This is a genomic window from Ensifer sp. YR511 (assembly GCF_900103045.1).
Lineage (GTDB): Bacteria > Pseudomonadota > Alphaproteobacteria > Rhizobiales > Rhizobiaceae > Ensifer > Ensifer adhaerens.
Map to the genome: position 1 here is coordinate 1 of NZ_FNGR01000051.1, position 23649 is coordinate 23649.

The 23649-nt window shown below is 55.7% G+C and carries 20 protein-coding genes and 2 pseudogenes; 11 read left to right on the forward strand and 11 right to left on the reverse strand.

Going from position 1 to position 23649, the window contains the following annotated elements; translation table 11 throughout:
- The 5 genes from BLU15_RS36415 to BLU15_RS36435 form a co-directional block, all read right to left on the reverse strand.
- A partial coding sequence (locus BLU15_RS36415) for a hypothetical protein (protein WP_143034339.1) occupies positions 1-1574 on the reverse strand: 1574 nt, incomplete at its 3' end.
- 98 nt (positions 1575-1672) lie between these two features.
- Positions 1673-3574, reverse strand: coding sequence for a VirE2 family protein (locus BLU15_RS36420; RefSeq protein WP_090302117.1), 1902 nt, complete (start codon positions 3572-3574; stop codon positions 1673-1675).
- 26 nt (positions 3575-3600) lie between these two features.
- Positions 3601-3834, reverse strand: coding sequence for a hypothetical protein (locus BLU15_RS36425; RefSeq protein WP_090302119.1), 234 nt, complete (start codon positions 3832-3834; stop codon positions 3601-3603).
- A gap of 41 nt (positions 3835-3875) precedes the next feature.
- Entirely contained in the window at positions 3876-5810 is a 1935-nt protein-coding gene (locus tag BLU15_RS36430) for a relaxase/mobilization nuclease domain-containing protein (protein ID WP_090302121.1), read from the reverse strand.
- Positions 5811-5841: 31 nt separating this feature from the next.
- Positions 5842-6300: a DNA mobilization endonuclease VirD1/MobC family subunit gene (locus BLU15_RS36435; protein WP_090302123.1), complete on the reverse strand. Its 459-nt coding sequence runs from the start codon at positions 6298-6300 to the stop codon at positions 5842-5844.
- Positions 6301-6608: 308 nt separating this feature from the next.
- Between BLU15_RS36435 and BLU15_RS36440 the strand changes: the two genes are divergently transcribed.
- The 3 genes from BLU15_RS36440 to BLU15_RS36450 all read left to right on the forward strand — a co-directional run bounded on the left by BLU15_RS36440 (position 6609) and on the right by BLU15_RS36450 (position 10920).
- The gene (locus tag BLU15_RS36440) at positions 6609-7304 is read left to right on the forward strand and encodes a conjugal transfer ATPase VirC1 (RefSeq protein WP_090302124.1); all 696 of its coding nucleotides are present in this window, start codon (positions 6609-6611) and stop codon (positions 7302-7304) included.
- A 215-nt stretch (positions 7305-7519) separates the two neighbouring features.
- Positions 7520-7858 (forward strand): hypothetical protein, encoded by a 339-nt coding sequence (locus BLU15_RS36445; RefSeq protein WP_090302126.1) that lies wholly within the window; start codon positions 7520-7522, stop codon positions 7856-7858.
- Entirely contained in the window at positions 7855-10920 is a 3066-nt protein-coding gene (locus BLU15_RS36450; RefSeq protein ID WP_090302128.1) for a zeta toxin family protein, read from the forward strand. The genes BLU15_RS36445 and BLU15_RS36450 overlap by 4 nt, the downstream gene beginning before the upstream one ends.
- Positions 10921-11024: 104 nt before the next feature.
- Here BLU15_RS36450 and BLU15_RS36455 read toward each other — a convergent pair whose 3' ends face one another.
- A complete protein-coding gene (locus BLU15_RS36455; RefSeq protein WP_090302130.1) occupies positions 11025-11663 on the reverse strand; it encodes a VirC2 family conjugal transfer protein in 639 nt (212 codons plus the stop codon).
- 1 nt (position 11664) lies between these two features.
- Complete coding sequence (locus BLU15_RS36460) at positions 11665-12360, reverse strand: conjugal transfer ATPase VirC1 (RefSeq protein ID WP_090302132.1); 696 nt, start codon at positions 12358-12360, stop codon at positions 11665-11667.
- Between the two features lie 390 nt (positions 12361-12750).
- On the opposite strand from BLU15_RS36460, the gene BLU15_RS41075 reads away from it, so the two are divergent.
- Entirely contained in the window at positions 12751-13092 is a 342-nt protein-coding gene (locus tag BLU15_RS41075; protein ID WP_090302133.1) for an ATP-binding protein, read from the forward strand.
- A gap of 542 nt (positions 13093-13634) precedes the next feature.
- Here BLU15_RS41075 and BLU15_RS36470 read toward each other — a convergent pair.
- The 4 genes from BLU15_RS36470 to BLU15_RS36485 all read right to left on the reverse strand — a co-directional run bounded on the left by BLU15_RS36470 (position 13635) and on the right by BLU15_RS36485 (position 17502).
- Positions 13635-14432 carry an ABC transporter permease gene (locus tag BLU15_RS36470; RefSeq protein WP_090302135.1) on the reverse strand — a complete coding sequence of 266 codons (798 nt, stop codon included), beginning with the start codon at positions 14430-14432 and terminating at the stop codon, positions 13635-13637.
- Positions 14429-15286, reverse strand: coding sequence for an ABC transporter permease (locus BLU15_RS36475; RefSeq protein ID WP_090302137.1), 858 nt, complete (start codon positions 15284-15286; stop codon positions 14429-14431). The genes BLU15_RS36470 and BLU15_RS36475 overlap by 4 nt, the downstream gene beginning before the upstream one ends.
- A complete protein-coding gene (locus BLU15_RS36480; protein ID WP_090302139.1) occupies positions 15283-16320 on the reverse strand; it encodes an ABC transporter ATP-binding protein in 1038 nt (345 codons plus the stop codon). Before BLU15_RS36480 ends, BLU15_RS36475 begins: the two co-directional genes overlap by 4 nt.
- 147 nt (positions 16321-16467) lie before the next feature.
- A complete protein-coding gene (locus tag BLU15_RS36485; RefSeq protein ID WP_090302141.1) occupies positions 16468-17502 on the reverse strand; it encodes an ABC transporter substrate-binding protein in 1035 nt (344 codons plus the stop codon).
- Positions 17503-17588: 86 nt separating this feature from the next.
- Between BLU15_RS36485 and BLU15_RS36490 the strand changes: the two genes are divergently transcribed.
- The 7 genes and pseudogenes from BLU15_RS36490 to BLU15_RS36520 all read left to right on the forward strand — a co-directional run.
- Complete coding sequence (locus BLU15_RS36490) at positions 17589-18524, forward strand: LysR family transcriptional regulator (protein ID WP_244546943.1); 936 nt, start codon at positions 17589-17591, stop codon at positions 18522-18524.
- 288 nt (positions 18525-18812) lie between these two features.
- Complete coding sequence (locus tag BLU15_RS36495; protein WP_256386728.1) at positions 18813-19937, forward strand: NAD(P)/FAD-dependent oxidoreductase; 1125 nt, start codon at positions 18813-18815, stop codon at positions 19935-19937.
- On the forward strand, positions 19918-20220 hold the full coding sequence (locus BLU15_RS36500) for a (2Fe-2S)-binding protein (protein ID WP_090302144.1): 303 nt from the start codon (positions 19918-19920) through the stop codon (positions 20218-20220). The genes BLU15_RS36495 and BLU15_RS36500 overlap by 20 nt, the downstream gene beginning before the upstream one ends.
- Entirely contained in the window at positions 20217-21644 is a 1428-nt protein-coding gene (locus BLU15_RS36505) for an FAD/NAD(P)-dependent oxidoreductase (RefSeq protein ID WP_371590414.1), read from the forward strand. Before BLU15_RS36500 ends, BLU15_RS36505 begins: the two co-directional genes overlap by 4 nt.
- Before the next feature lie 39 nt (positions 21645-21683).
- The gene (locus BLU15_RS36510) at positions 21684-22028 is read left to right on the forward strand and encodes a RidA family protein (RefSeq protein WP_090302146.1); all 345 of its coding nucleotides are present in this window, start codon (positions 21684-21686) and stop codon (positions 22026-22028) included.
- A gap of 55 nt (positions 22029-22083) precedes the next feature.
- Positions 22084-23093, forward strand: a pseudogene (locus BLU15_RS36515) (serine dehydratase beta chain); the annotation flags it as partial.
- Between the two features lie 24 nt (positions 23094-23117).
- Positions 23118-23540: pseudogene (locus BLU15_RS36520) on the forward strand (IS5 family transposase); the annotation flags it as partial.
- Positions 23541-23649 lie beyond the last annotated feature (109 nt).

Below are 23649 nucleotides of genomic sequence, written 5' to 3' on the forward strand. Positions count from 1 at the left end.
TTGCCGAATCCTTCCATGCCCTCCCTATCCGGGTCGAAATGCGTTCCGCTCGCAGTCCTCAGGCCATATTCTCCCGGGCCGCCGCTCTGAGCGCCAAAGCCGCTGATGAGCGGATCTACAGAGGGTACGGGCGACTGAATAGCACCATAGGACAGCGGCGGCTGGCCATACGTGGTCGGGCGGCCCCACCGCTGATCGGCAGCGGCTTGAGGAAATGCCGCCAGAGGCTCCATTCCATCCAAGCCTTCCCTCTCCGGGTCGGGACCGAATCTGGCTTGCCCCATAGTGCGCATGTCGTTTATGAGATTATTTAGCGCGGTATCCCATTCGGGGTTCGGCGGGTACCGGAAAACAGACCGTTCCCTATGATTGGGGATATCGCCAGACAGACCGAATTCTGCGGGCGCCATGCCATATGCGGCAGGATCGAAACCGGCCGGAGTCTGCATTCTGGCGCCGTTTACGGTCCGAACTTCACCGCCTTTTTCTTTCCAGGCCAACTGGTCCTGTTCATGCCTTACCTGCCGTTGCGCCCGTTCGTCGACTTCATGCGGTTTCAGGTCCCGCTGATAGGTAAAGGAGACACCAAAGAGTTTACGGGTAACTGTTTTTTGGTCGCTGAAATCGTAGGATTCCTTTTTGCTGAAACCCGGAAAATATCGGGTCTCCCTGCTTGCCAGTGACTGATCGTCGTTCAGCGTTACCCTGCTCTCATAGGGGCCGACCCGCAGACGAGTTCTCTCCCGCCCGGTCTCATACAGCGGCACAGCCGAAGGCGGGCCGATATAATCCCTGTCACCGGATCTGGCGTTGCGGGATATGCTCGGCGCCCAGGTTGATCGGGCGTCTGTTTCGATCAGTCCGCCAAGTCTGCGGACGTAGCTATCGGAAAAGCGGCCGCTATCGGAGTATTTAATTTCTTCCGAATAACCTGTATCCGCTCTGTTGAGCGTCGTTTTCAGATTGTAATCTTGATCAACAATGAATTTCGCATAGGTCTTGCCAGATTCCTTTCTGACAAGAACGTCTCTTCCCCCCTCAGAGACGAGCCTGTCCTCCATCGGGACGAGGCCCTCGTGGTATCTGTGCCGCGTTCTGACCAGTTTCCCGTAAGTATCCTGCTCCCACCTTTCCAGATAATGATCACCCGCTTTTGCCCTGTTCAAATAGGTCAGTTCACCGTCTTCATTGAACTTGGAGGTGCTATGATAGCTTCCTTGCGTTTTTCTGATTTCAGACAAATAGAAACCAGTTCCATCGCTGTTGGCGGAGAGTGTAACGACCTTTGTTCGGCCGAAATGGCTCTTGGTAATGGTAAGTTGCCTTTTTTCGGCATCGAATGCGACCTTATCCGTGAACGGATTGTTCTTCTTTATGCCGGACTTGCCTTGTGCGTAGCGGAGGACAGTTTCGTATGCGCTACCGTCTTCCAGATACTTCTCTGTCTTTTGGGCGGACCGCATCTCCCGATAGTCGCTTGCCTCGGCGATTTCTTCCGCTGCTTTCTTGGCAAGGCGTGCGCTTCTCGACAAACGGCCTTTGCCGGGTTCGTCTTCGGAGGTGATATTAACCATGCCACGATCCTTTCCTTGTGGCCTCATCCTGTCCAATGTCCGATGGCCTGACCATCGGGCATCGGGACGCGCGTTACGTCTTCATCGCTGCGATTGGATTAGAGGCCCCAGCCACCGTTACGGGATCTGGCGTCGAACACACGCGGCTGTTTGGCTTTCTGGGGCTCTTGCTGAGAATCTTGATAACCACCCCGTTGCTGCTGCAAGCCCGGGTTGCCACGGTAATAGCCCTGCGGGCCGGATTGTCCCTGGTAGTAGTTCTGCGGTTCGGGTCGGCTGCCGTACGAGTTGGGCTGGTTTCGGGAGTAATTCGGCTGCCGCGATGGAGGGACCCAGTTTTGCCGTGGCGGCTGGCCTCCTGTCTGTGGCTGGTACTGCGCCCATTGGCCGTACTGCATTGCGGGGGTCATGTGCCTTCCTTGAATCATTGCCGCCGCAACCACCGGCACCTCATGATCTTGCAGGTTGGCAAGGTTCTTGTAGTTTCCGTTATTGTACAGATGCCCCTCTTTGTTCCTCTGTTGGCTTTGAACAAGGATGGTATCTTTCGAAGCATATTGCTCGATGGTCTTGCCGGGTCCGAGAATTTTCTGTAGCGCCTCGCCCTTGAGAAGCATGCCGTTCATGTGAACTAGAACGGCTGAATCGTCTCGGATGGTTTTCGGCCTGTTTCGGTTTGCGGGATGCTGCCAATCGATGAAGCCGAAGTCTTTTGGCAGACTGGTGTGGCTCAAGGCCTGCTGATATCGACCGTCGTGGTTTTTTTCTGACATCTGTTTCAGTCGCGTGACCGGCATGTAGGTGTTTCCACCCGGCATCAGGACACGCGTGCGCAGGATGATCTCCGGATCCCGTTGCCTGATCATCTGTGCGAGCGCACCTTCGCTGTGCTTGGCCAGGATGTAATCCACGTCGATATGCGCGGGACCGATGTCAACGACGGCCTTGGGTAGGTTCTTGTTGTGAGCCCGGCTCTCGTTGACATATCCCTTAAAGCGCGTGTTGGCGAACTCGGGACCGAGATGCTCGGTCGATTGATAAATGTTTGTGGAGGATTTGAGATGGAGACTTGTCGCCTTCAGCGCGACCTTTACTTCCTCAGGTGATTTTCCGGTGAACTCGTCGTTCTCGTGCCGGTATTTGCCCCGGAACGTTCCGTCCTCGTTCCGGTAAAGAAAGTCGGGTGCATTGACGCCGGCATGCTCGGGAAACTTGTACTCGAACTGCCTGTACCGCTTGCCGCCAGGCGTATCCATATAGGCGTCGGCGCCTGATAGCTGATACTGGCCCGTCCGATGATTGAAAACGGCTCCGGAGTATTTTGTTGGCGTGACACCGAACCCTTGCATTTTCTGCCGGTAGACATATTGGCGATAAGCTTCGTCTGTTGAGTTGTAATCGCAGCCGGGAGCCGTGATGCTATTGTAGTACTGTGCCTCCGGATAATAATTGCCGTTTTCGGCCTTGATGAGTTTCATCGCATCGTCGGCTCGACGCTGAGCGATGCCGGGATACTTATCCATCAATTGCTTGCCCGTCAGCCAGGCGAAATCGTCATTCGACGCTCTGCCCGGATCGGCGAAAAGCATGTCTTCGCTGCTGGACAATACCGCGCGGTGATTGGCCGAATTTGAAAACTGGTTGATTGCCTCATCCCAGTATTGGCGACCGATACCTTCATCCTCCAGTTTTATGCCCGCGGAATTGAACCCGTAAGTGAAGGGCTCATAGTCTGTGCTGAAAGCAGGTGGGGCCGTATAGCCTTCCTCCTGCTTGATTGGCGCAGCGCCGTATTGCTGGGTGCTGGAACTTCCTTGATTAAATCCATTGCTATAGGGATTGTATCCGCCAGGGAAGCCAGACGCCGGACCGGAAAGCTGGCCAGGCCCTGTCGGCTGAAAGGCCAGGGAACCGGTTTGCCGGAGCGGCGTGCCGGAGCTACTGCCAGCGTCGTCGTCGGCACCACCCATACTCGAGTCATAATCGTCACCGTTGCGCATATCTAAACTCCAAGTTTGATGAAATATTACTTCACCGTATTAATAGACTTTTCGAATTTATTAATTGCAGAATCCATAATAAGTCGCGATAATTCGAATTCATCCAAGTATATATTGATCTCTTCTCCGGGTATTTCATTCACATCGGTGGCTAACGGGTCAATTTCTGCGGTGTCATTTTCTTTACTCACGCCCGTAAATTCACTTGATGATCCTGCTTTCACAGCCTCAATCGCATTGTCTTTATCGTTCTTCGGCATTGGCTTTCCTTTCATCTGCTTCCTAAAATTCCACGATGGCGCTAGCGAGAGCGAGGTTCGTTCCCATCGTCGTGACGGCTCCGCTGGGTGGGCGTGCGCAGGGTCCGGCCATCCTGAGGCCGCGCCTGTTGTTGTTGCGCTGGCGGCTGTGCATCGGCGTTCGCCGCTTGAGCCCGCGCCTGAGCTCGGGTAGTGACATTGGGTCCGCCATGGCGGGCTCTCTGCCAGTCTATATTGGCCCGCCGGACTTCTCCCCGGAGCCGGTGGTGCTCCTCGCGCCAGGCCTGGCGTGTCGCGCCGGAGTTGTGTGGCCCGTTCATGCGGTGGGCACGCTCGGCCGCCCGCGCATTTCGCAAGCGCTGCCTTGCCTCATCGACCGGTGAAAGCCTGGACCGATCCTGAGAGGCGCTGCCTCTACCTTCGTTGCCCGGGGGGTTGTTGCTGCCCGAGGGACCCGCACTTACATCGCGGCCGCCAAGTCTTTCTTCAGCGGATCGTGTGGGGGTCCTGCGCCGCCGGCCGTCGTCATCGAAGGTTTCCTGTTCCCGTGCGGAGCGGTCTGCGCTTCTCTGCGCACTTCTCAAACGCTGTGCCTCATCTGCCGGCCGTTCCGCGATTTTCCGGCGGCGGTCTTGATCATCGCGGGCTTCCTGCTCACGCCTGTTGCGGGCGGCCAATCTATGGGCAGCCTGCGCCTGCGCAGCAGCCTCGATGTTGGCCCTTGACTGGTCGGGATGTCGAGAGCTCTCGGCCGTCACGGCTGGGCGTTGCGCATCGTCACCGCCGCTCTGATCTTCGCCGGTAGGACGCTCGTCGTTGCCAGAGGGGCCGGCGTCCGATGCATTCCTGCCGGACCGGCTCTGGGACGAGTCCGACATGTCATCGCCGCCTCCAAAATCTGCGCCGTCCGCGCCAAAGACATTGCCGTCTTCGTCATGATCGCCAACACCGTCTAGCCGCTCGGTTTGATTCCGAGGTTCACCAGGCGGACCGTTGCCGAGATCGCCGCGATTGTCCGGCGGCTGTCTGCCGTCGCCACGTCCGCCCCCGCCACTCGGCCCACCGCCGCCGGGGCCCACACCCCCAGGTCCACCGCCCCCAGGTCCACCCCTCCCGAGGGCATTGCGATCGGGAACCGCTACATAGATGGGTTCGCAGCTCTGATCGACATTCTCCCGCGTGACATCCTCGGAAATCTCGTTCGCACCGGGAGCACGTCCCTCGCCGTCGAACATCGGGTCGAAATACGGGACCATTCTTGCGTCTTCTCGACGCCGCAGAGCGTCGTCCCGTGTCGTTGGTCGCTGCATGAGGAGGCGCTGAAACTCTCGGAATTGAACGTCCGTCATTGGCCGCTCCGTTAGCCCGCGGTCTGCGCGAGTGGTTGCCACGAGTTCAATGCCATGGTTTGCCGCTGCCTCGACGGCTTGCAAACGCATGGCCTCATAACTCCAGTGCGGATGTCCTAGCTCTAGGGTCAGCAGGTGGCCGCCGCCCAGCGGAACCCGGTCGACGACGACGTGCATATGCGGATGATTGCGATCGTCTCCATGGGAGTGAAATGCTGTTACGTAATCGTGTCTCTGCATGATACGCTGAGAGTTCCGGTGACCGTGGCCGAAAACATATTCCGCCCAATCGCGCCCAGCCCGTTCTGCCGCCGGTAGGTCCGTGCCCCGCGGAAAGCTGATGACGAAATGCATGGTCAGGTCGTTGTCGAGTTCACCGTTCGGATCGTTCGGCAACAGGCGTCCCGACCGCTCGTAGACTCGCCGGGCAAAGGCCCAGACGTCATTTGGGTCCACTACGTTCGGATTGCCCGGATCGAACTGATGACGCTGTGCCGGAACCAGGTTGATCGTCTCCCGATCCCGATCGGTCTGACGGGAGAGATATCCGAGCTGCTTCGCCAACCCCTTGACGGAGCGCGTGCCACCTTTCGGAATTCTCTTAATGAGGGCTTCGGTGGTTTCCATAGGCCTTACTCACTCGGTCGTCTGAGCCGTTCTACGTTTTCGATGACTCTTTCAGCATGGCGCAACCATCGATCCTCCGCTGGGAGACATTCAGGAGAGTCTGCAGTTTGTCATCAAGCACAGCGAATTCTCTGCCGAACGCTGTGCGGTACTCTGCGAGCTTGTCCATATCCAGGGTGCCTGATCGGTCGGCAATGCGTCTTAGATGCATGAGATTGCCGGAGATTTCGCCGATTTTATCCGAGATCTGCCATAACGACCGGCGCGTTTCGGCATCAATCTCCAGGAAGCCGGAGATCCGCCGCGCAGCAATGCGCAACGCCAGATTATGTGTCAGACCCATCGCTTGAACCTGCTCGGAGAAACTCTCGAATTCCGCCTGACGAAGCCGGACACTGACAATCTTGTAGTCTTTGGGGTTTCTGCCTACTGGGGTGTTCTTTGAAACTGGCAAATCGCCCAGCAGGTCGGTCGTAGCGCCTACTCTCATAATCTCTAAAATACCTTGTTCCTAAGGATGAACAGCCCGGCAATCGCCAAGGCGCGCAAGTCCATAGTAAAAAATTCGGTCTATTTCTGAACAAATCTCACAATAAATATTAATTAATTCTGCAGCAGATTTTCATAGATATCAATATCAAAAATGAAAAATGCTTGAAAACGTCCACTTTTTGAGTTTAGCGTTGAATTTATTGCTGAAAACATGCACATTATATACACTAACTCAGTGTTTTTAGTTACGATATTTACATATATATACGAATTTACATTTATATACGTTTTATTATGGATATGAAGATGAAATTAATTACTTGTTGCTCATTTAAGGGCGGCGCTGGAAAGACCACTGCCTTGATGGCTCTTTGTTCCGCACTCACAGCAAACGAAAAAACGGTCGCTTTGCTTGAAGCTGACGTTAACCGTCCCCTTCACAACTGGATGAAAAACGCCGTCGAAAATGGAACCTGGGACCAGCGGTGCAGCGTTTTCGCGGCCGAAGACCTACCGCTGTTAGAAACGGCTTACGAAGATGCAGAGAGCCGTGGTTTTGACTACGCCCTGGCCGATACACATGGCGGGTCGAGCGAACTCAACAATACAATCATTGCAAGCTCGGATTTCCTGCTCGTCCCCACCATGCTCACGCCGCTCGACATCGATGAAGCGCTGTCAACCTATCGGTATATTGTCGAATTGCTCGTCGCGGAAAATCTGCACGCTCATACTGCCATTCTCCAACAGCGCGTGCCAGTCAGCCGGATCACAACCTCACAACGGGCGGCATCAGACACCATAAGCGTGCTGCCGCAGTTCACTGTGCCGATGTATGACCGTGACGCCTTCGCCTCGATGAAGAGGCGTGGCATGCTGCACCTCACGCACTCTGGCATGAAATCCAACCCGGCGATGCGGATGACGGCCCGCAACTATGAAACGGCCATGGACGAAATCGGCAAACTTGGCGCATTCTTGGCAGAAACGCTGGAGATTTGAATTGATAATCATTCTAAAAAATACAAATTTTAACGAAAATAAGCATATTTAAGTCATTGCGACAACAGACACGCCTAATTTATTCATACAAGACAACCACAGTCTATGTTATATGGAATTTTCTACTGCGTTTCCCCTATATATTATGTGTAAGTTTCATCTCTTTACGAATGACGTTTTTCAATGTTGATTTATTTATTAGGGATTAATTTAACGTGGCACCTAGAATCGACGATTCCCCTGAAAGGGAGCTTGGTCTAACTGGGCGGTATGCGGATACGCCGGCTTTTCAGATCATCAATGACACTCACGATCTGTTTCTCGCACTGATGTCCCGCCTAATCGGCCTTGAATACGGCTGCGATGGCGACGCCCTCAAAAGTCATCCTTTATGGTTTGCAATCGAGAAGGAGAGGTTTCGTCTCACCGATCGCCTTTCTGCGCTCGGGGGCGATGCAGCAGTTGCCGCCATATTAGCGAAAGAAATTCGCCGCCTCGATGAGAACGTGAATACTCTCGTCACCCTGGTAAGTTCTAAAGGAACTGCCGTATGACCTTCGAGAACTTCACTTCGAAGGGTCCTTTAAAAATGACGTTGGCACAAGCCAGGGACATTTTCGAAAAGAGGATTATTCCGGCAATCGGAGCCAAAGGGCAGGCTCCTGACCACCCAACACTCGTTGTGGTCGCCGGCCAGCCCGGGAGCGGCAAAAGCACGGCAATCCGGCAAGCAGAATTGGGGCTGTCGGGGGCCACGCAAAAAATCATCGGAGACGACTTTGACGCTTGGGTGCCAGGTTACTATGAGCTCGCCAAAACCAATCCGTCAGATGCAGTAAATGACGCACGGCAGGCCGGGTCAGGATATTTCATCCGAGAAACTGCGAGCCGGGCGGAACGCATGAGGGCAAACATTGTCCTGGAGGTGGCCGTCCCAACCAATTCTGCGCAACAGGCCGGCTGGTATAGGAACTCGGGGTATCGTACCGAGCTGCACATAGTAGCAACGCCACATCACTTAAGCTGGACAGGTGTGCTCGATCGAGCTGAACGAGCGCTGCGCAACGGACATATCGGAACGAACGTGCTCTGCCCTTGGAATGCCTATAAGGAGGCGTATGTTGGCTGGCCCCGTGCCGTCTTTGACGCGGAACAAGGGAAGCAATATGACCGAATCCATATCAAGAGGCGCGATGGGACCATTATATATGACAATCACCTGATCCGGCAACCAGACGGAACCAAGAACTGGGCGCAACCGGCACAAGGCCTTGAAGCTCTTCTGCGAGAGCGGCACAGAGCCGTCAGCGATGCTGATGCCAGCCGGGTGGAAAATGCCTGGGATCGCATTGTGAAAAGTGAGCATATGCAATCCGATGGTTACCTGAGAAGCCTACCGCTAAGGGGCTACCAGAAGGAGATTGTGAATTATGCAAAGAGCGAAGGAAGCCGGTTCGACGTAACGGTCAGGGAGCCGGGCAAGTTCGGTCCTGCGACTTTAACGCAATGGCACAAGACTATCGTTGCGGACCTGTCTTCTACAAGAAGCAGCAGACGACAATTCGGGCACTCTGAGGCGTTTGACAACCGCACGAACGCATACGGGGCAGCCCTAGAAGCTTTTGCCAGCGAGTACCACAAAAGGTCAAATCCCTGGCCTATAAACGCAGCGTTGCAAGGGCAGCCGGTTGGCGGCCAGAGCACGGTCGATCCATCGACATCGGTCGCAAAGCGCAAATTCGAAGCTGCCACCGAGGTTGCCGGCGCGGCAAAAAAGCCTAAGTACGGCAACTTGGCCCACAGCGAGGCATTGCGGCAGAGTCTGGCTTCAAATCCAAAGACCGACCTCGATACATCATCCACTGCCTCAAAAAGTGATGGTACATATCCCGATTTTTCGCAGAGCGAGCTGCGCGAGATCGATCGTATCATGCAGGAAATGGAAGCCCGAAAAGACCAGGCGGAGGAAAATCGATCGCAGCCAGGCGCGGATCGAAATTCAGCCGCCTTTCAACCGGGCACTACGGCCGGCTCGAAAAGCGACGACGAATTCTCCGACTTTTCACAAAGCGAGCTGCGCGAAATCGATCGTATCTTAAGGGAGGCGGAAACTCGGAAGGACGGGGCGGAGGCAAGTCGATCGCAGGGCGCGGATCGAGATCCAGCCAACGTTCTACCAGAGAACCCGGCTGGCTCTCAAGAACGGCTCGACACACGGACAGGAGACAGCGAGAGCAATGATCTCACCGATAGCGATGACAACATACCTTTCGAGCCCCCCAGGCCAATGCCCCAGGCAAGGCAACGGTATGCGCGCGATGAGAATATCTGGCCGCCCAAAAACGACCTGGGTATATACACTCACCGCGAAATAGTCACTAAGGAAAAATACGAAACTTACCTGAGAAAAGTTGGCCTAGACTATAATCTATTTTATCAGAATGGACACGATCGGAGCAACGGAGATGATTCAACGGGTAACTGGAGAGGAAAATTTCCGTATGAAAAAGAATATCTTGAGGGTAATACATTCGGAAGACCGCGCACACGAGATTTTTGGCCATTTCTCGTGCTTTATGACGACAAGATGTTTCAATCAAAGGATTACAAACTCCTCGAACGGTCCGGACTTTGCGTTCAAAGCCGATTCTGTACAGAAGACGGCAGGCGTGTTTATCTCGAGCTGAGCGAGCATCAAGCCAGCAAAATGACGGTGCAGGCCAGGACGGCACTTGGCTTTCGGTTCCAGGATATGTCCAAAAGCGACTTCGCAGCTCACAAGCCCGCGGATTACCTGAAAAAACCGCAGGAACTCAACTTAGCCTTGAGGGCCCTGGAAGTGCTCAGGCCGCCGCCCGACTTTCTCATGGAGAAGATCACCAGCGCCATCGCCAATACCAGCCTGGGCGATCAGGCTCTCAAGAAGGTACTGCGTTCAGTCCACCATTCTCGGTATTGTCCCGCTTATGTCCAAACGGAAGTGGGAGCCCTGCTTGAATGGCCACCGAACCCACCACAAGGTCTCAGGCAAGCCATGGCGCGGCTCGTTTGCGGGAACGCGGCGCCTTTTTGGAAATTCGACGAAACTTTACCCCTGCTTGCCAAGAAGGGTGGCCGGCTTTTTGCCGATGGCAGGCATGCGGTCGTGCCGCCCGACAGCGAACTTTGCCTTGCAGTAAACTACGAGGAATTCGGCCAGCCGACCTATGCCAGGCTCAATGCCCGTCAGGCTGCCCAGTTGTCGGAACGGGAAACACGCTTTCTTGGTCTGCGTCCAAGATGGACGGTCGGCCTGCGGTCACTTGAACAATACAAGCTAGGCTTGCTGCCACCAGGTTCATTGGCCCTACAGGACGCGCTTCAGTATGACCAGGAAATGCGGGAATACTTCACGGCAAATCCTCTGAAAAAGGCTCACGGCAATACTCATCTGCCCGAGAACGTGCGCGTTTCCGGCATTGGCCAGACGCCTCCGGCGATGCAAACAGGCACGGCCGAGCAATCCCGACGTCTGGATGAGCGACGGGATCCAGCGGGATCTTACAACGCACCGTCTGCCAAACGCGCACGACTAGACAGGCCGTCCGATCGCGACCGGGCGTCGCGCGGCCGCTAGACCAACCCTCCAATGGACGTGACCGGCCGTAACGAGAGCGCAATATAGCGCGGCGATCAGGATGAGACGAATCTGATTGCCTCCGCGCGGCGCAACGAGGGGCTTTATTTTCTCGGCTTACGTTCCGCTTCGAAGAATGTCGCGAGCGCCGCGCAGGCGAGCTTGCGGCCGAAAGCACGCGTGCTCTCAAAGCCCAGCGGATCGAAATGCGAGCGCACAACATCGACCAGACGCAGAGGTATCATGCGGGATGTCTGGATGATCGTTATGCCTGCCGCCGGTTCGCCAATTGGATAGTCAGTTGGCGCTGTCCTGAAAGACCCGTTCTCTATCAGGATTTCGTATCCGCCGAGCGCCCTGCGGAGGATCATCTGTAGCGCCTTGGAAGGGGAGTATTGTCGGATCAGGGCATCGAAGCTGCATGAAATCCCTGCCGCCGGAAGAGGTGCGGACAAGAATACCTGGATCTTGGGTTCGGCCGGCTCTACTTCTGGAAACACACTATCGACCGGCATGCGCCTTGCCAGCTTAACGGGTTCAGCCAGAGGAGATGGCGCCATTGTTTCGGGCCGAACCGCCTGCGTTTCCGTCTCTGTCTCAACCTGCCGTCTAACGCCTGTTTCCTGCGGCAGCCTCTTCTCGATTGGCGCAGGGTCTGGTAGCCGCGAGGTGGGCTCATCCCACCGGCTTTTTGCCAGACGCTTTGCGTCCGTCACGGAAACGCTGGGCTTACGGATCGCCACTTCAGCTTTCCAAGGCTTTTGTCACGAAAGCACAAAGCTCGGCGATTTCGCTCAGGGCTGTTTCATAGTTACGGGCCATCAGCCGTAATCCCGGTTTGGACTTCATGCTGGAATGTGTCAGATGCAGCATGCCGCGTTTCTTCATAGCCGCGAAGGCATCTCGCTCATACATCGGCACGTTGAACTGGGGCAAAGCGTTAAGCAGTTCCGCCGCCGCATGCTGTGAAGCCGTTGTCCGACCGACCGGCACGCGCTGCCGCAGAACAGCGGTATGGGCATGCAGCTTCTCCGCCACCAGCAATTCGACAATGTAACGGTAGGTCGACAGCGCTTCGTCAATATCGAGCGGCGTGAGCATGGTCGGCACCAACAGAAATTCCGAACTGGCAATGATGGTATTGTTCAGCTCGCTCGATCCGCCGTGGGTATCCGCCAGGGCATAATCGAATCCGCCCGCCTCTGCCCGCGCATAGGCCTCTTCGAGCAAGGAGAGTTCATCGGCAATAAAGACGCTGCACCGTTCGTCCCAGGTGCCGCTCTCGACAGCATTTTCCATCCAGGTGGTTAGCGGCCGGTTGTCGTCAGCCTCAAACAGCGCGACCGTCTTGCCATTCGCCGCAAAGGCGGAGCAAAGCCCCATAAGAGCTGTGGTCTTTCCTGAGCCGCCTTTAAATGAACAACAGGTAATCATCTTCATATTAATATCCAAAAAATAACGTATATCCATGTAAAAATCGTAAATATTCAGATTTCACATTCGTATTTTCGTGCGAATGTATGCCTTTACCCCCGGTTTATCAACAAAAATCCTTACGTTTAATATCATCAAACGACTTTTTATGTAGTTTTTCTTACTATCAAACCGAATAGTCAGGCCCACATGAATGAATCACGAGGTGATTGCGACCTGCTTCTTTTGAATTCAAGAGGGCGCGGCGTTGGATGAGCTGCTCCAACTGACGGCATCGATAGCGACCGCGATGCCTTCGACGATGCTCAGGATTTTGGCCGAATCTTCGCGTAGAAATTAGCAGGTCAACCCTCTATGCGAGTTAAGCCGGATTGAGCAGTCGCTGTTCATGATCAAATGGCATTCCGGCATTTAAGCCATGGTCAGGCAGAAATTCCACTTGTACCGGCTGCCCTATTATTCCGAGCCAGCTCTGGGATCTATGTCGACGCGGCGAGGGACTTCCCGTTCAGGCGTGTCGTTTTCTCCGTGACCGACAACCGCGGGGACATGACACAGGACGTCCAGGATCGCCTCTTCGAGCCGTTCTTCTCTACACGAGAAACGGGCAATGGTCTTGGTTTGGCTACGGTGAAACGGTCAAACGCATCGTCGCTGCACATCACGGGACGCTTGAGTTCGCAGTCAAGTGGGGGCCGGCAACACCGTCAGTGTCTGGTTGCCGGTGAAAGGCCCTGATGCGGTCAAAGACCTCGCCGCTGCTACCGAAGGCTCGGGGGAACGCATCCTGCTCGTAGGAAACAACAAGGTCGAGCGCCTCAAAACTGAAGTGACGGCGGCAGCACTCGGCTACGAGCCGGTCAGTTTTTTTCAGATCAGAACCGCGCCCTGGACATGCTTTCGGCCTCCTCGTTCGACGCCCTTCTGCTTCCTACCCATCCGGGCCATGCTTCCAAGCAAATGGCGATGCTAAGGGCTGGCAGTACTCGGCTCGATCGTAGTCGTTGCCACTGCCGAGACCATGCCGGCGACCGCCGATAGCGCAGGCGTGATCGACGTCGTGCACCGACCGGCCATTCCTGCGGTGCTAGCGGCGTCCCTCGCCAAAAAGGCGTCCGGCATGGCGCCAAGTTGGCCGCAGCGCACATCTCTGGGCAGCCGGCCACGCAAAATTAACTTCGTGAGCCGAGATACGGGCCGGACGTGCTGCAATGCGCGATAGCGCCAACAACCGGACATAAGCTCGAAAAGCGCCCCCCCGGTTTAGCCCCGCATCGAGATCATGACCGTAATTCCCCGACGAACAGGCGTTCAAGAGCGTAGATATGGTCCAAGACCGCCATCACAACGATGGTCAGCAGGATTAGAAGCGCCGAGACTGCGCAGATGAGCGGATCAATGGAGTCCTGGATGTAGTTGAACATCCGCACAGGCAGCGTCGTGGTTGTGGGAGAAGCGACAAAAATCGTCATCGTTGCTTCGTCGAAGCTCTGAATGAACGATAAGGCAAATCCACCCGCGATGCCTGGTATGATCGACGGCAAGATGATACGCCTGTAGATGGTGAAGCGGCTTGCGCCGAGGGATGAGGCTGCGTCCTCGATCCGCTTGTCCATACCTGCTGCACTGGCCAAGATCATGCGCATCGCAAAAGGAAAGATGATTACAATGTGCCCGATCATCAGGCCTGCGGTCGTCCCGGCGAAACCGATCTGAGTGAGAAATCGTAGGAATGCGATGCCGAGGACAACGTGCGGTATCATCAACGGAGACATGAAAAATGCATTGAGGGCATCTCGACCGAGAAAATGGTAGCGAGCAATGGCGAGCCCTGCAGGAACTGCAAAAAAGAGCGCAATGAGGGCGGAGGCCACAGCAACGACGACACTGATCCGGAACGAATCCATGAACTCCGGATATTCTGCGAGCTTGTAGAACCAACGAAGTGAAAACCCGTTGGTAGGCAGCGCGAGATAGCCCTCAGGAGTGAAAGCGACGAGACAGACCATTACCATGGGAGCAAGAAGAAAAGTGACGAAAAGCGCGTTGAAGCAAAGTGCGATTGGCCCGTTTTTCATTTTGAGAACACCTGAGAATAGCGCCGCTCCACAAAGCGGTTCCAACCGACAACGATAAAGAGAATCCCAACGAGAAGGAGGACTGCGACGGCAGCACCAAGTGGCCAATTCAGGGTGTTGAGAAATTCATCATAGGCAACTGTAGCAGCCACTTTCAGACGACGACCACCAACGATCGCCGGTGTCGCAAAAGCGCTTGCTGCCAACGTAAAAACAACGATGCTACCAGAGAGTACTCCAGGCATAGCCTGCGGGAGAACTATGCGGCGGAAGATCGTAAACTGTCCTGCGCCGAGCGATTGAGCTGCCCGTTCAGTAGACGGATCCATTCGTCCCAGAGAAGCCCAAACAGACAGAACCATGAACGGTACGAGGACGTGCGTTAGTGCGATCACAACTCCGGTTTCAGTGAACATAAGCGACACAGGCGTCGTCGTAATGCCCAGCTTCATCAGAAGCTGTGGAAGCACTCCATTTCCAGCGAGGATCAGCGCCCAGCCCAAAGTCCGAGCAACGACGGAAACAAGCAGAGGGCCGATGACGACGAGAATAAGCATCGATCGCCAAGGGCCCCGCATGCGCCGAAGAATATATGCTTCGGGAATTCCAAGAAAGATGCAGGCAACGGTGACGAGAACCGAGATCCGAAGCGTCCGGAAGAATACCTCCGCGAAGTAGCTGTCAGAGAAGATCTCCACGTAGTTCGCTACATTTAGCGTCGTAGTGATGCCCTCTGTCGGGCTCCACTGATACAAGGAAAGTAGGAGCGTCATGCCGAGCGGTATCGCGACGATCCCCAAAAACAGCATGGTCGCCGGCCCCGCCAGCAGGTAGGCTTCTCGCTGTTGGCTCATATTGCAGTCCCCGCGTGAAGCATCAAGTCTTCTGCCTTCATGGTCAAATAGACTTGTCCTTCAGGGATTGGAACGGGGGTTCCGTCATTCTGCTTGATAAAGAGAACGAGGCCTGCCGGCGTTTCGATCTGAAAAAGCCAATGATTGCCTTGAAATACTCGCGCGGTAACACGCCCGGGCAAACCGCCGGCGGAGCCGTTCGCGATCGAAAGCTTTTCAGGCCGGATGGAGGCCGAACATCGACCGCTTATGCTTCGGCCGACAGGGATTCGATGACCGGCCACAATGAGATCGGTACCGACACCGTCGCCAGTGAATGTGTTCGTTTTTCCCAGAAATGACGCCACGAATGGCGTCGCCGGCCGCTCATAAACATCAAGAGGACTACCAATCTGCTCGACTTTCGCGGCACTCATGACAACGACTTTGTCGGAAAGGGCAAGCGCCTCTTGCTGGTCGTGCGTGACGAGGATCGTCGTTGTTCCCAAAGTCTGCTGAATTTGCCGAAGCTCGACCTGCATTTCCTCGCGCATCTTCGCATCGAGGTTGGAAAGGGGCTCATCCAAGAGCAGTATCGAGGGCTTAATGATCAGCGCGCGTCCAAGTGCCACGCGCTGCTGCTGGCCGCCCGACATCTGTCGGGGATATCGTCCCGCTTTGTCGGATAGGCCGACCAGGTCGAGCGTCTCGGAAACACGCTTTTGGATCTCCGCCTTGCCGACGCCACGCATCTCGAGGCCGAAGGCAAGATTTTGGGCGACGGACATATGTGGGAAAAGAGCGTAACTCTGGAATACGATCCCCAGTCCACGACGACTTGGGGGCAACTTCAGAAGGTCCTTGCCATCAAGGCGAATGGTCCCGTTCGTCGGTTCGACGAAGCCCGCGATCATCTGGAGCGTTGTCGTCTTTCCGCAGCCGGAAGGTCCAAGTAGCGAAACGAATTCGCCTTTTTCGACGTTCAAATTGAGGCCTTCTACAGCGACAGAAGATCCGTAAGCCTTATGCAGTTTGTCTAGTGCGAGGTATGACACTGTATCTCCTGAATATATGTACCTGAGCGAGCAACGGCGGCGCCCCCTATGAGAAGCGGACAGCTCCGCGCAGTTTCCCGAACGCACGCTTGGAGGTGAACGTATCATTGGGCGATTTAGACCATACGTCCAAGGGGTCCGAGAATGTTAGCGCTCGACCTCTCGCGTCCAGCGTTTGTTCCATTCATCACGATGCTCGTTGATCGCCTCCCAATCGGCCGTCACAAGCTGGTTTGCTTTTTCACCATACGGCATCATGCCAGGTGTTGCGACGATTGCGTCCTTTCTAACAGGCGCAAGCCCAGCCTCATTTGCAAGAACCTCCTGCACTTCCCGCGACAGAATGGTTTCGATGAAAGCCTGAGCCTTGGAAGATGCCGTGGCCTTTGCCACGGGGCAGATTGCAACCATCACAGCCGGCGCGCCCTCCGCCGGATAAACAAAATCGACCGGGAAACCCGTGGCCGCGAAAGATTGTGCGCGAGAACTCCCCCACACACCGAGCACGGCTTGTCCGGTCTGGAACAGTTCCGTCATCTTTGCGGGCGAAGGCTCGTAGGCGAGGACATTCTTATCAATATCCTTCTGCATGGCGTCGAACCCCGGATCGATGTTCTTTTCCCCGCCGCCGTTCATGCGGGCCAACATGACAACTGTGAGGAGGCCGTAGCCGTTGTTCATCGGAGGAATGACAACCTTGCCCTCAAATTTGGGGTCCTTCAGGTCACCCCAAGACTTTGGCGGCGTCCAGCCATTCGCCTCGAAAACCTGCTTGTTGTACATCAGGCCGGTAGCAATCAAACCGAACCCGGATGCCTTTTTCTCGGGAAACGCCGCAGCAGAATAGAGTTTCGAGAAGTCGATACCTGTGATCTGCGCGCAAAGCCCAAGCGAGACCGCACGAGACATCGGGCCATCGTCGATCATTGCAACATCGATCTCTTGCTGCTCCTTCTGCGCTTGCAGTTTCGCCAGGATGTCCGTTGAATTGCCGGCGACATAGGTCACCTTCAGCTTGTGCTCGGCCTCGAACTTCCGAAAGACCTTTTCGCGCAGGATCTTTTCGGTTGATCCACCAGGACCACTAACGATCAGTTGATCCTGCGCGAGTGCGCCCGATGATGCTGCGAGCGCGAACAACGATACGGCGCTTATTGCCTTGATACGGGTTTTACTCGTCATTTTTGTTCCCCTTAAGGTTGGTTATATGACGCATCGATTTTTTGAGGTAGCTTCAATGAAGTCAAATTCATTATTGACGACCCTCGATGCATAAATATTATGAGGAAATGTCAAACTTTGGACGTCAGATCGAGGCCTTCCGAGCGGTTATGCTGACAGGTGGCATGACCACTGCTGCCGACATGATGCGCATAACCCAGCCGGCCGTCAGCCGCCTCATCCGTGACCTCGAGATGGATGTGAAGATCGAGCTGTTCCATCGAAAGGGAAATCAGATAACTCCCTCGGCTGAAGCAACCGCTTTTCTTGCGGAGGTTGAGCGCTCATATCTCGGAATGGATCAACTGCGCGCCTACGCGAGTGACCTCAGACAATCACTCACGGGTTCACTTCGAATAGCGTCCCTTCCAGCGCTTGCGTTGGGGTTCATGCCGCACTGCATAGCTGCCTTCGCAGGCAATCGGCCAAAATTATCGATCCTTTTGGATGGTCTACCTTCACACCTCGTTCTGGAGCGAGTGGCGGGCGGCCAGTTTGATCTAGGGTTTGCCGAAGTTCCAGCTGATCGACCTCTGCTGAATTTCACCCCGATCAAAGCACAATTGGTTGTCGTTCTTCCCGTCGGGCATCGCTTGGCTCGACATGAAAAGATTGCAACTGGCCAGTTGGTGGGCGAGCGCATAATAATGCTGGCTCGGGGTAGCTATCTGCGACACACGATTGAAAGGGCGCTCGGAGATTTAGGGCGGTACGAGCGGGCGTTCGAAAGTCCGCTGTCAGCTATTGCATGTGCCCTCGTTTCGCAAGGGTTAGGCATAACCGTCGTCGATCCTTTTACGGCTGCAGACTTTTTGGGACGCAACGTCGTTGTTCGGCCTCTACGTCCCGACATCGACGTCGGGTTTTCCATGGTGACCAGTCAAAATCGCCCAATGTCTCGGGTGGCAGTCGAGTTTGCTGCCCAGGTGCAGTTGCTCGCGGACAAATATCTGTCTGTCCTTAGCAGTGATCCGCAGAACTGACCTCCCGCTTTTAAGTCTCACCTGGGAGATATCTGAGCCCATGGGAGGTGAAACTCAACGCAATCTGGAAGCGTGCCGCCTTAATAACATTGAGGCATGCATAGGTCCAAATTATGAATTTGCATTTATCCATGCGGCGAGCAACTGTTGAATCGTTTCAGCCATTCAACAGGATGCAGATATGGCCCACTATTGTTCTCACAGAGCTATTTCCGCTGCTTGCGGCTCTTCGATGGACACGGTCGACAGCAAGAGAGAGCATACCGCAGACGTCGCCGGGGACCTAGCGTGACAGCAGATTCCGTCGACTTTTCAATTGTTGGCGGTGGCATTGTCGGGATGTCCATCGCATATGGCCTGGCGCGAAAAGGCCAAAAGGTGGTGGTTCTCGACGAAGGTGATACCGCTGTTCGCGCATCGCGTGGTAACTTTGCACTCGTATGGCAGCATCTCAAAGGCCTTGGGATGCGAGAATACTCCCTTTGGTCTCGCCATTCTGTGTCGCTGTGGCGGGAGCTTGCGGACGAACTCCTCACTGTAACAGGTGTGGATGTGAGTTTGGAACAGCGCGGTGGCTTCCTCCTTTGCCTCAGCCAGCAAGAGATCGAGGCGAGAGTAGTCGCGAGAGACCGCTTGATGCAGCTACTGGGTGAGGAACGCTATCCGGTTGAGATACTCGACCCAGGCGAACTCTCGAAAATGCTGCCTGCGCTTGGGCCTGACGTGGTCGGCGGTAGCTACTGTCCACTCGATGGGCATGTCAACGTGCTCAGGTTGTTCGCCGCGCTTCATCGCGCGTCGTCACTGCAAGGCGTTGTGTATCGACCAAACCATTCGGTTCGGAAAATCGAGCCTCATGAGGGGGGCTTTCAGCTCACAACAGCCGGGGGAATGGTGTCGTCACAACGCATCGTTCTTGCCGCCGGTTTGGGCAACGCCAGGCTCGCGCCGATGGTTGGGCTGCATGCCCCGGTTCATCCGGAGCGCGGCCAGATCTTAGTAACAGAAAAGCTCGACCGATTCCTGGATTACCCCGTGGGGAATGTTCGACAAACGGACGAGGGCGGTGTCATGATCGGTGCTTCGAAAGAGGATGCCGGATTCGACACAAGGACGACCACCCCCGTTCTGGCAGATCTAGCGTCCGATGCAGTCCGCATGTTTCCGATCTTAGGTCGGGCCCGCGTCGTTCGCGCATGGAGCGCGCTTCGCGTCCTCAGTCCAGATGAATGCCCCATATACGAAAAGAGCCACCTGTATCCCGGAGCTTTCCTGGTTACATGTCATTCCGGTGTCACTCTGGCTGCCGCGCACGTGCTTGACCTTGCTGGCGAGATTTCAGCCGGAGCCCTGCCAAGCCGCTTTGATGTCTTTAGCCCGAAAAGATTTGCCGATGTTCAAGAGATTGCATGAGCCACAGAAGCCCCTCGTGATTTTCATCGACGGGGAAAGTGTAGAGGTTGCAGAAGGCGACAGTGTTTCCACCGCGCTGCTGTGCGCAGGAAATGCGTCGTTTCGCAGAACGGCCGTCACAAACACGACTCGTGGGCCCTACTGCGGAATGGGAGTGTGTTTTGACTGTCTTTGCACGATTGATGGCGAAGGCGACCGCCAAGCCTGTCTTACACCTGTACGAGACGGCATGCGCATCATTACGGGAGGCGGCCGCCGGGTGCTCTTGAAGGAACAAGAATGATGCAGGCCAGCAATAAGACCTCTTTTGACCTCGTGATTGCCGGCGCAGGACCCGCCGGAATGGCCGCCGCGGCTGCGGCGACAGCGCGTGGTCTATCTGTCGCGATCGTGGATGAAAACCTGGGGCTTGGCGGACAAATATTTCGAAACGTCGCCATATCAGGGGTTTTGGAACCGCGCATTTTAGGAAAAGACTATTATAGTGGCGCCGGATTGGTTGCCGAAGTGGCACAGAGTGGCGCTACACACTTTGCCCAATCCACCATTTGGATGATTGAACGCCAGGGGGAGGCCGAAGATCTTTCGGTTGGCATACAGCGCGACGGACGAGCAGAAGTACTCCTCGCGAAAAGCATTCTTATCGCTACTGGAGCCCTGGAACGCCCCTTTCCAATCAAAGGATGGACGCTGCCTGGTGTGCTGACGGCCGGCGCGGCGCAGACGATGCTGAAGGCGAGCGGGGTTGTTCCGGCCGGTAAAGTGGTGCTGGCTGGCACCGGCCCCTTATTGTATCTTCTTGCAGCACAGTTCGTGCGAGCGTCTGTTCACGTGGCAGCAGTGCTTGATACAACCCCCCGCTCCAACTGGTTGAGAGCGTTCCGGCACTTTCCCAGCTTCCTGATCTCACCCTACTTCCGCAAAGGCATCGGACTGCTCGCCGAGGTGCAACGCTCGACGAAAGTCGTGCGAAATGTGTCGTCTCTTGAAGCTGAGGGTAGCGGGCAACTTCGATCGATCCGCTACACGGCGAGCGATGGGCCCCAAGAGCTGGAGGTTGATACCTTACTTCTTCACCAAGGCGTTGCGCCACATGTGAACCTCGCCATGGCAGCAGGTTGCAAGCATTTCTGGAGTGAGGAGCGTCTCGCATTCGAGCCCCAACTCGACCACGCATTTCGGACAAATATACGGGGAATTTCAATAGCCGGTGACGGCGGAGGAATAGGAGGCGCCCTTGCCGCCGAGATCAGCGGTCGGGTAGCGGCCCTGCATATTGTCGAAGACCTTAGCATGGCACCCTCCGCCGAGCTGGCTTCTTCGATCAGCAAACTCAAACATGAATTGCATAGCGCGCTACGTGGTCGGCGCTTTATCGACGCGCTCTACCGGCCCTTAGACGCCTTTCGTATGCCCGGCGATGATGGGGTCATTTGTCGGTGCGAAGAGGTCGCAGCCGGGGCGGTACGAGACGCTGCGAAGCAGGGCGCTCAGGGCCCCAATGTCGCGAAGACATTCCTGCGGACGGGCATGGGTCCCTGCCAGGGCCGCCTTTGCGGTCTTACGGTGACCGAATTGATGGCGCGCCAACTTGGGAAATCACCGGAAGAGGTTGGCTATTTCCACATACGAAATCCCGTCAAGCCCATATCCCTTGGGGCGATCGCCGCAATGAAAGGCGAAAACGAGACCAAGCGACTATTTTGAGCTGCCTTGCGAACACCTAATTGGAGAGGAGTCCACAACATGATCGATCGCTTTGAAAAAGGCCCCCGAATGAGCCGGGTAGTAACGCACGGAGGTGTCGCCTATCTCGCCGGGATCACAGCGGATGACCTTTCGCAAGACATCGCCGGCCAGACCCGGCAGGTTCTTGCGAAAGCAGACGCGAATATGGAAAAGGCGAAAACCGACAAGTCTCGATTGCTCTCGGCGACGATCTGGTTGCGTGACATATCCGATTTTGACGCAATGAATGTCGTATGGGAGAGCTGGGTGGATGCATCGAACCCACCTGCGCGCGCAACTTGTGAGGCACGGCTTGCCAAGCCACAGATCCTTGTGGAGATCACCTTCACGGCCGCATGCTAGGGCCGGCCAACGAACTCTCATCAAGTCGTTACACGGTGCCAGACAAAATAACGCGATGTTCATCTCCGTCTTCGACGTCTTCAAGATCGGTATCGGACCTTCAAGCTCTCATACAATGGGACCGATGTCCGCGGCCAACCGCTTCCTCGATCTCGTGCTATCCAATGAATGGCCGCGACCGGCCGGTGCACATCTGACGACCCTGAAGGTGAGCATTCACGCTTCGCTCGCCTTTACGGGGATCCGCCCTGGCACCCGAAGGGCGGTCATCCTCGGCCTCATGGGCGAGGAGCCTGCGAAGGTCGATCCGGACCGGATGGACGGCATCATTGAAGCGGTAGAATGCAGCGGCCGCGTGACGCCTCCCGGCCATCCGAGCTATGAATTCCAGCCGAAAACCGATCTCGTTTTCGACAGGAAGCAGTCGCTGTCCGGCCATGCCAGCGGGATGAGTTTTTCCGCACTGGATCGGGATGGCCGGATGCTTTTGAAAAGGATCTACTATTCGATCGGCGGCGGCTTTGTCGTGACGGAGGGCGAGCTTGAGGTCATGCGCAGCGCAAAAGGGGCTACGCATGACGGCCGCGCACCCTATGCATTCTCAAACGCCAAGCAAATGCTGGACATGGCGTGCGCCTCCGGATTGACGATCGCCCAGATGAAGCGGGCGAACGAAGCAACCAAGAGGAGCGTCGCCGAAATCGATGCCGGTCTCGACCTCATCTAGACTAGGACGCGATGAAAAACTGTATCGACCGCGGCCTGAAGGTTGACGGCGGCATGCCGGGTGGGCTGAAGGTGAAGCGCCGTGCGAAGTCGATACACGACAAACTCAACGAGGAACGGCGCAACAACAGGCTCAATCCCCTGCTCGCCAACGACTGGCTGAGCGTCTATGCCATGGCGGTCAACGAGGAAAATGCCGGCGGAGGGCGCATCGTGACAGCGCCGACCTATGGGGCAGCCGGCGTCATCCCGGCAACCATCCGCTACTATCTGCATTTCCCCGAGGATGCGACGCCGGCAGACATTCGCACCTTCCTACTGACGGCGGCGGCAATCGGCGTCAACATGCCGGCGCGCTAAAACGGCCCATATCAGGCCATCGGCACATCGCGGGGAGGCCTGACGACCAAAATTCACATGATTGGTCGACGCATTGGGCAATCCTGTTGCTGTGTCGCTCACACCGGTACAGCAATCCGACGTCAGCCAAGCCGCGTCTTTGCTGGAAGAAGTCGAACCCGAGGCGTTTCTGGCAGACAAGGCCCATGATGCCGATGCGTTGATCGAGGTTCTCGCAGATCGCAGCATAACCGCGGCCATCCCCTCCAAAGCCAATAGGCTTGTCTAGCGCGACACCGACTTCGCGCTCTACAGAAAAAGTAACCTTGTCGAGCGGTTCTTCTGCAAACTCAAAGGTTTCAGAGCAATTGCAACCCGCTATGACAAACTGGCAAAACCTTCCTTGCCGCAATCCAACTCGGCTGCATCGTCTCTTGGCTCAACTGACGACACGCTCTAGGCCTCACGCTCATCCTGCTGGTCTGAAACCAGCGGGACAGTCCATTTCGTTGCCTACCCAAACACGATGATGGAGTGGAGTTGCCCCATAAAAGCC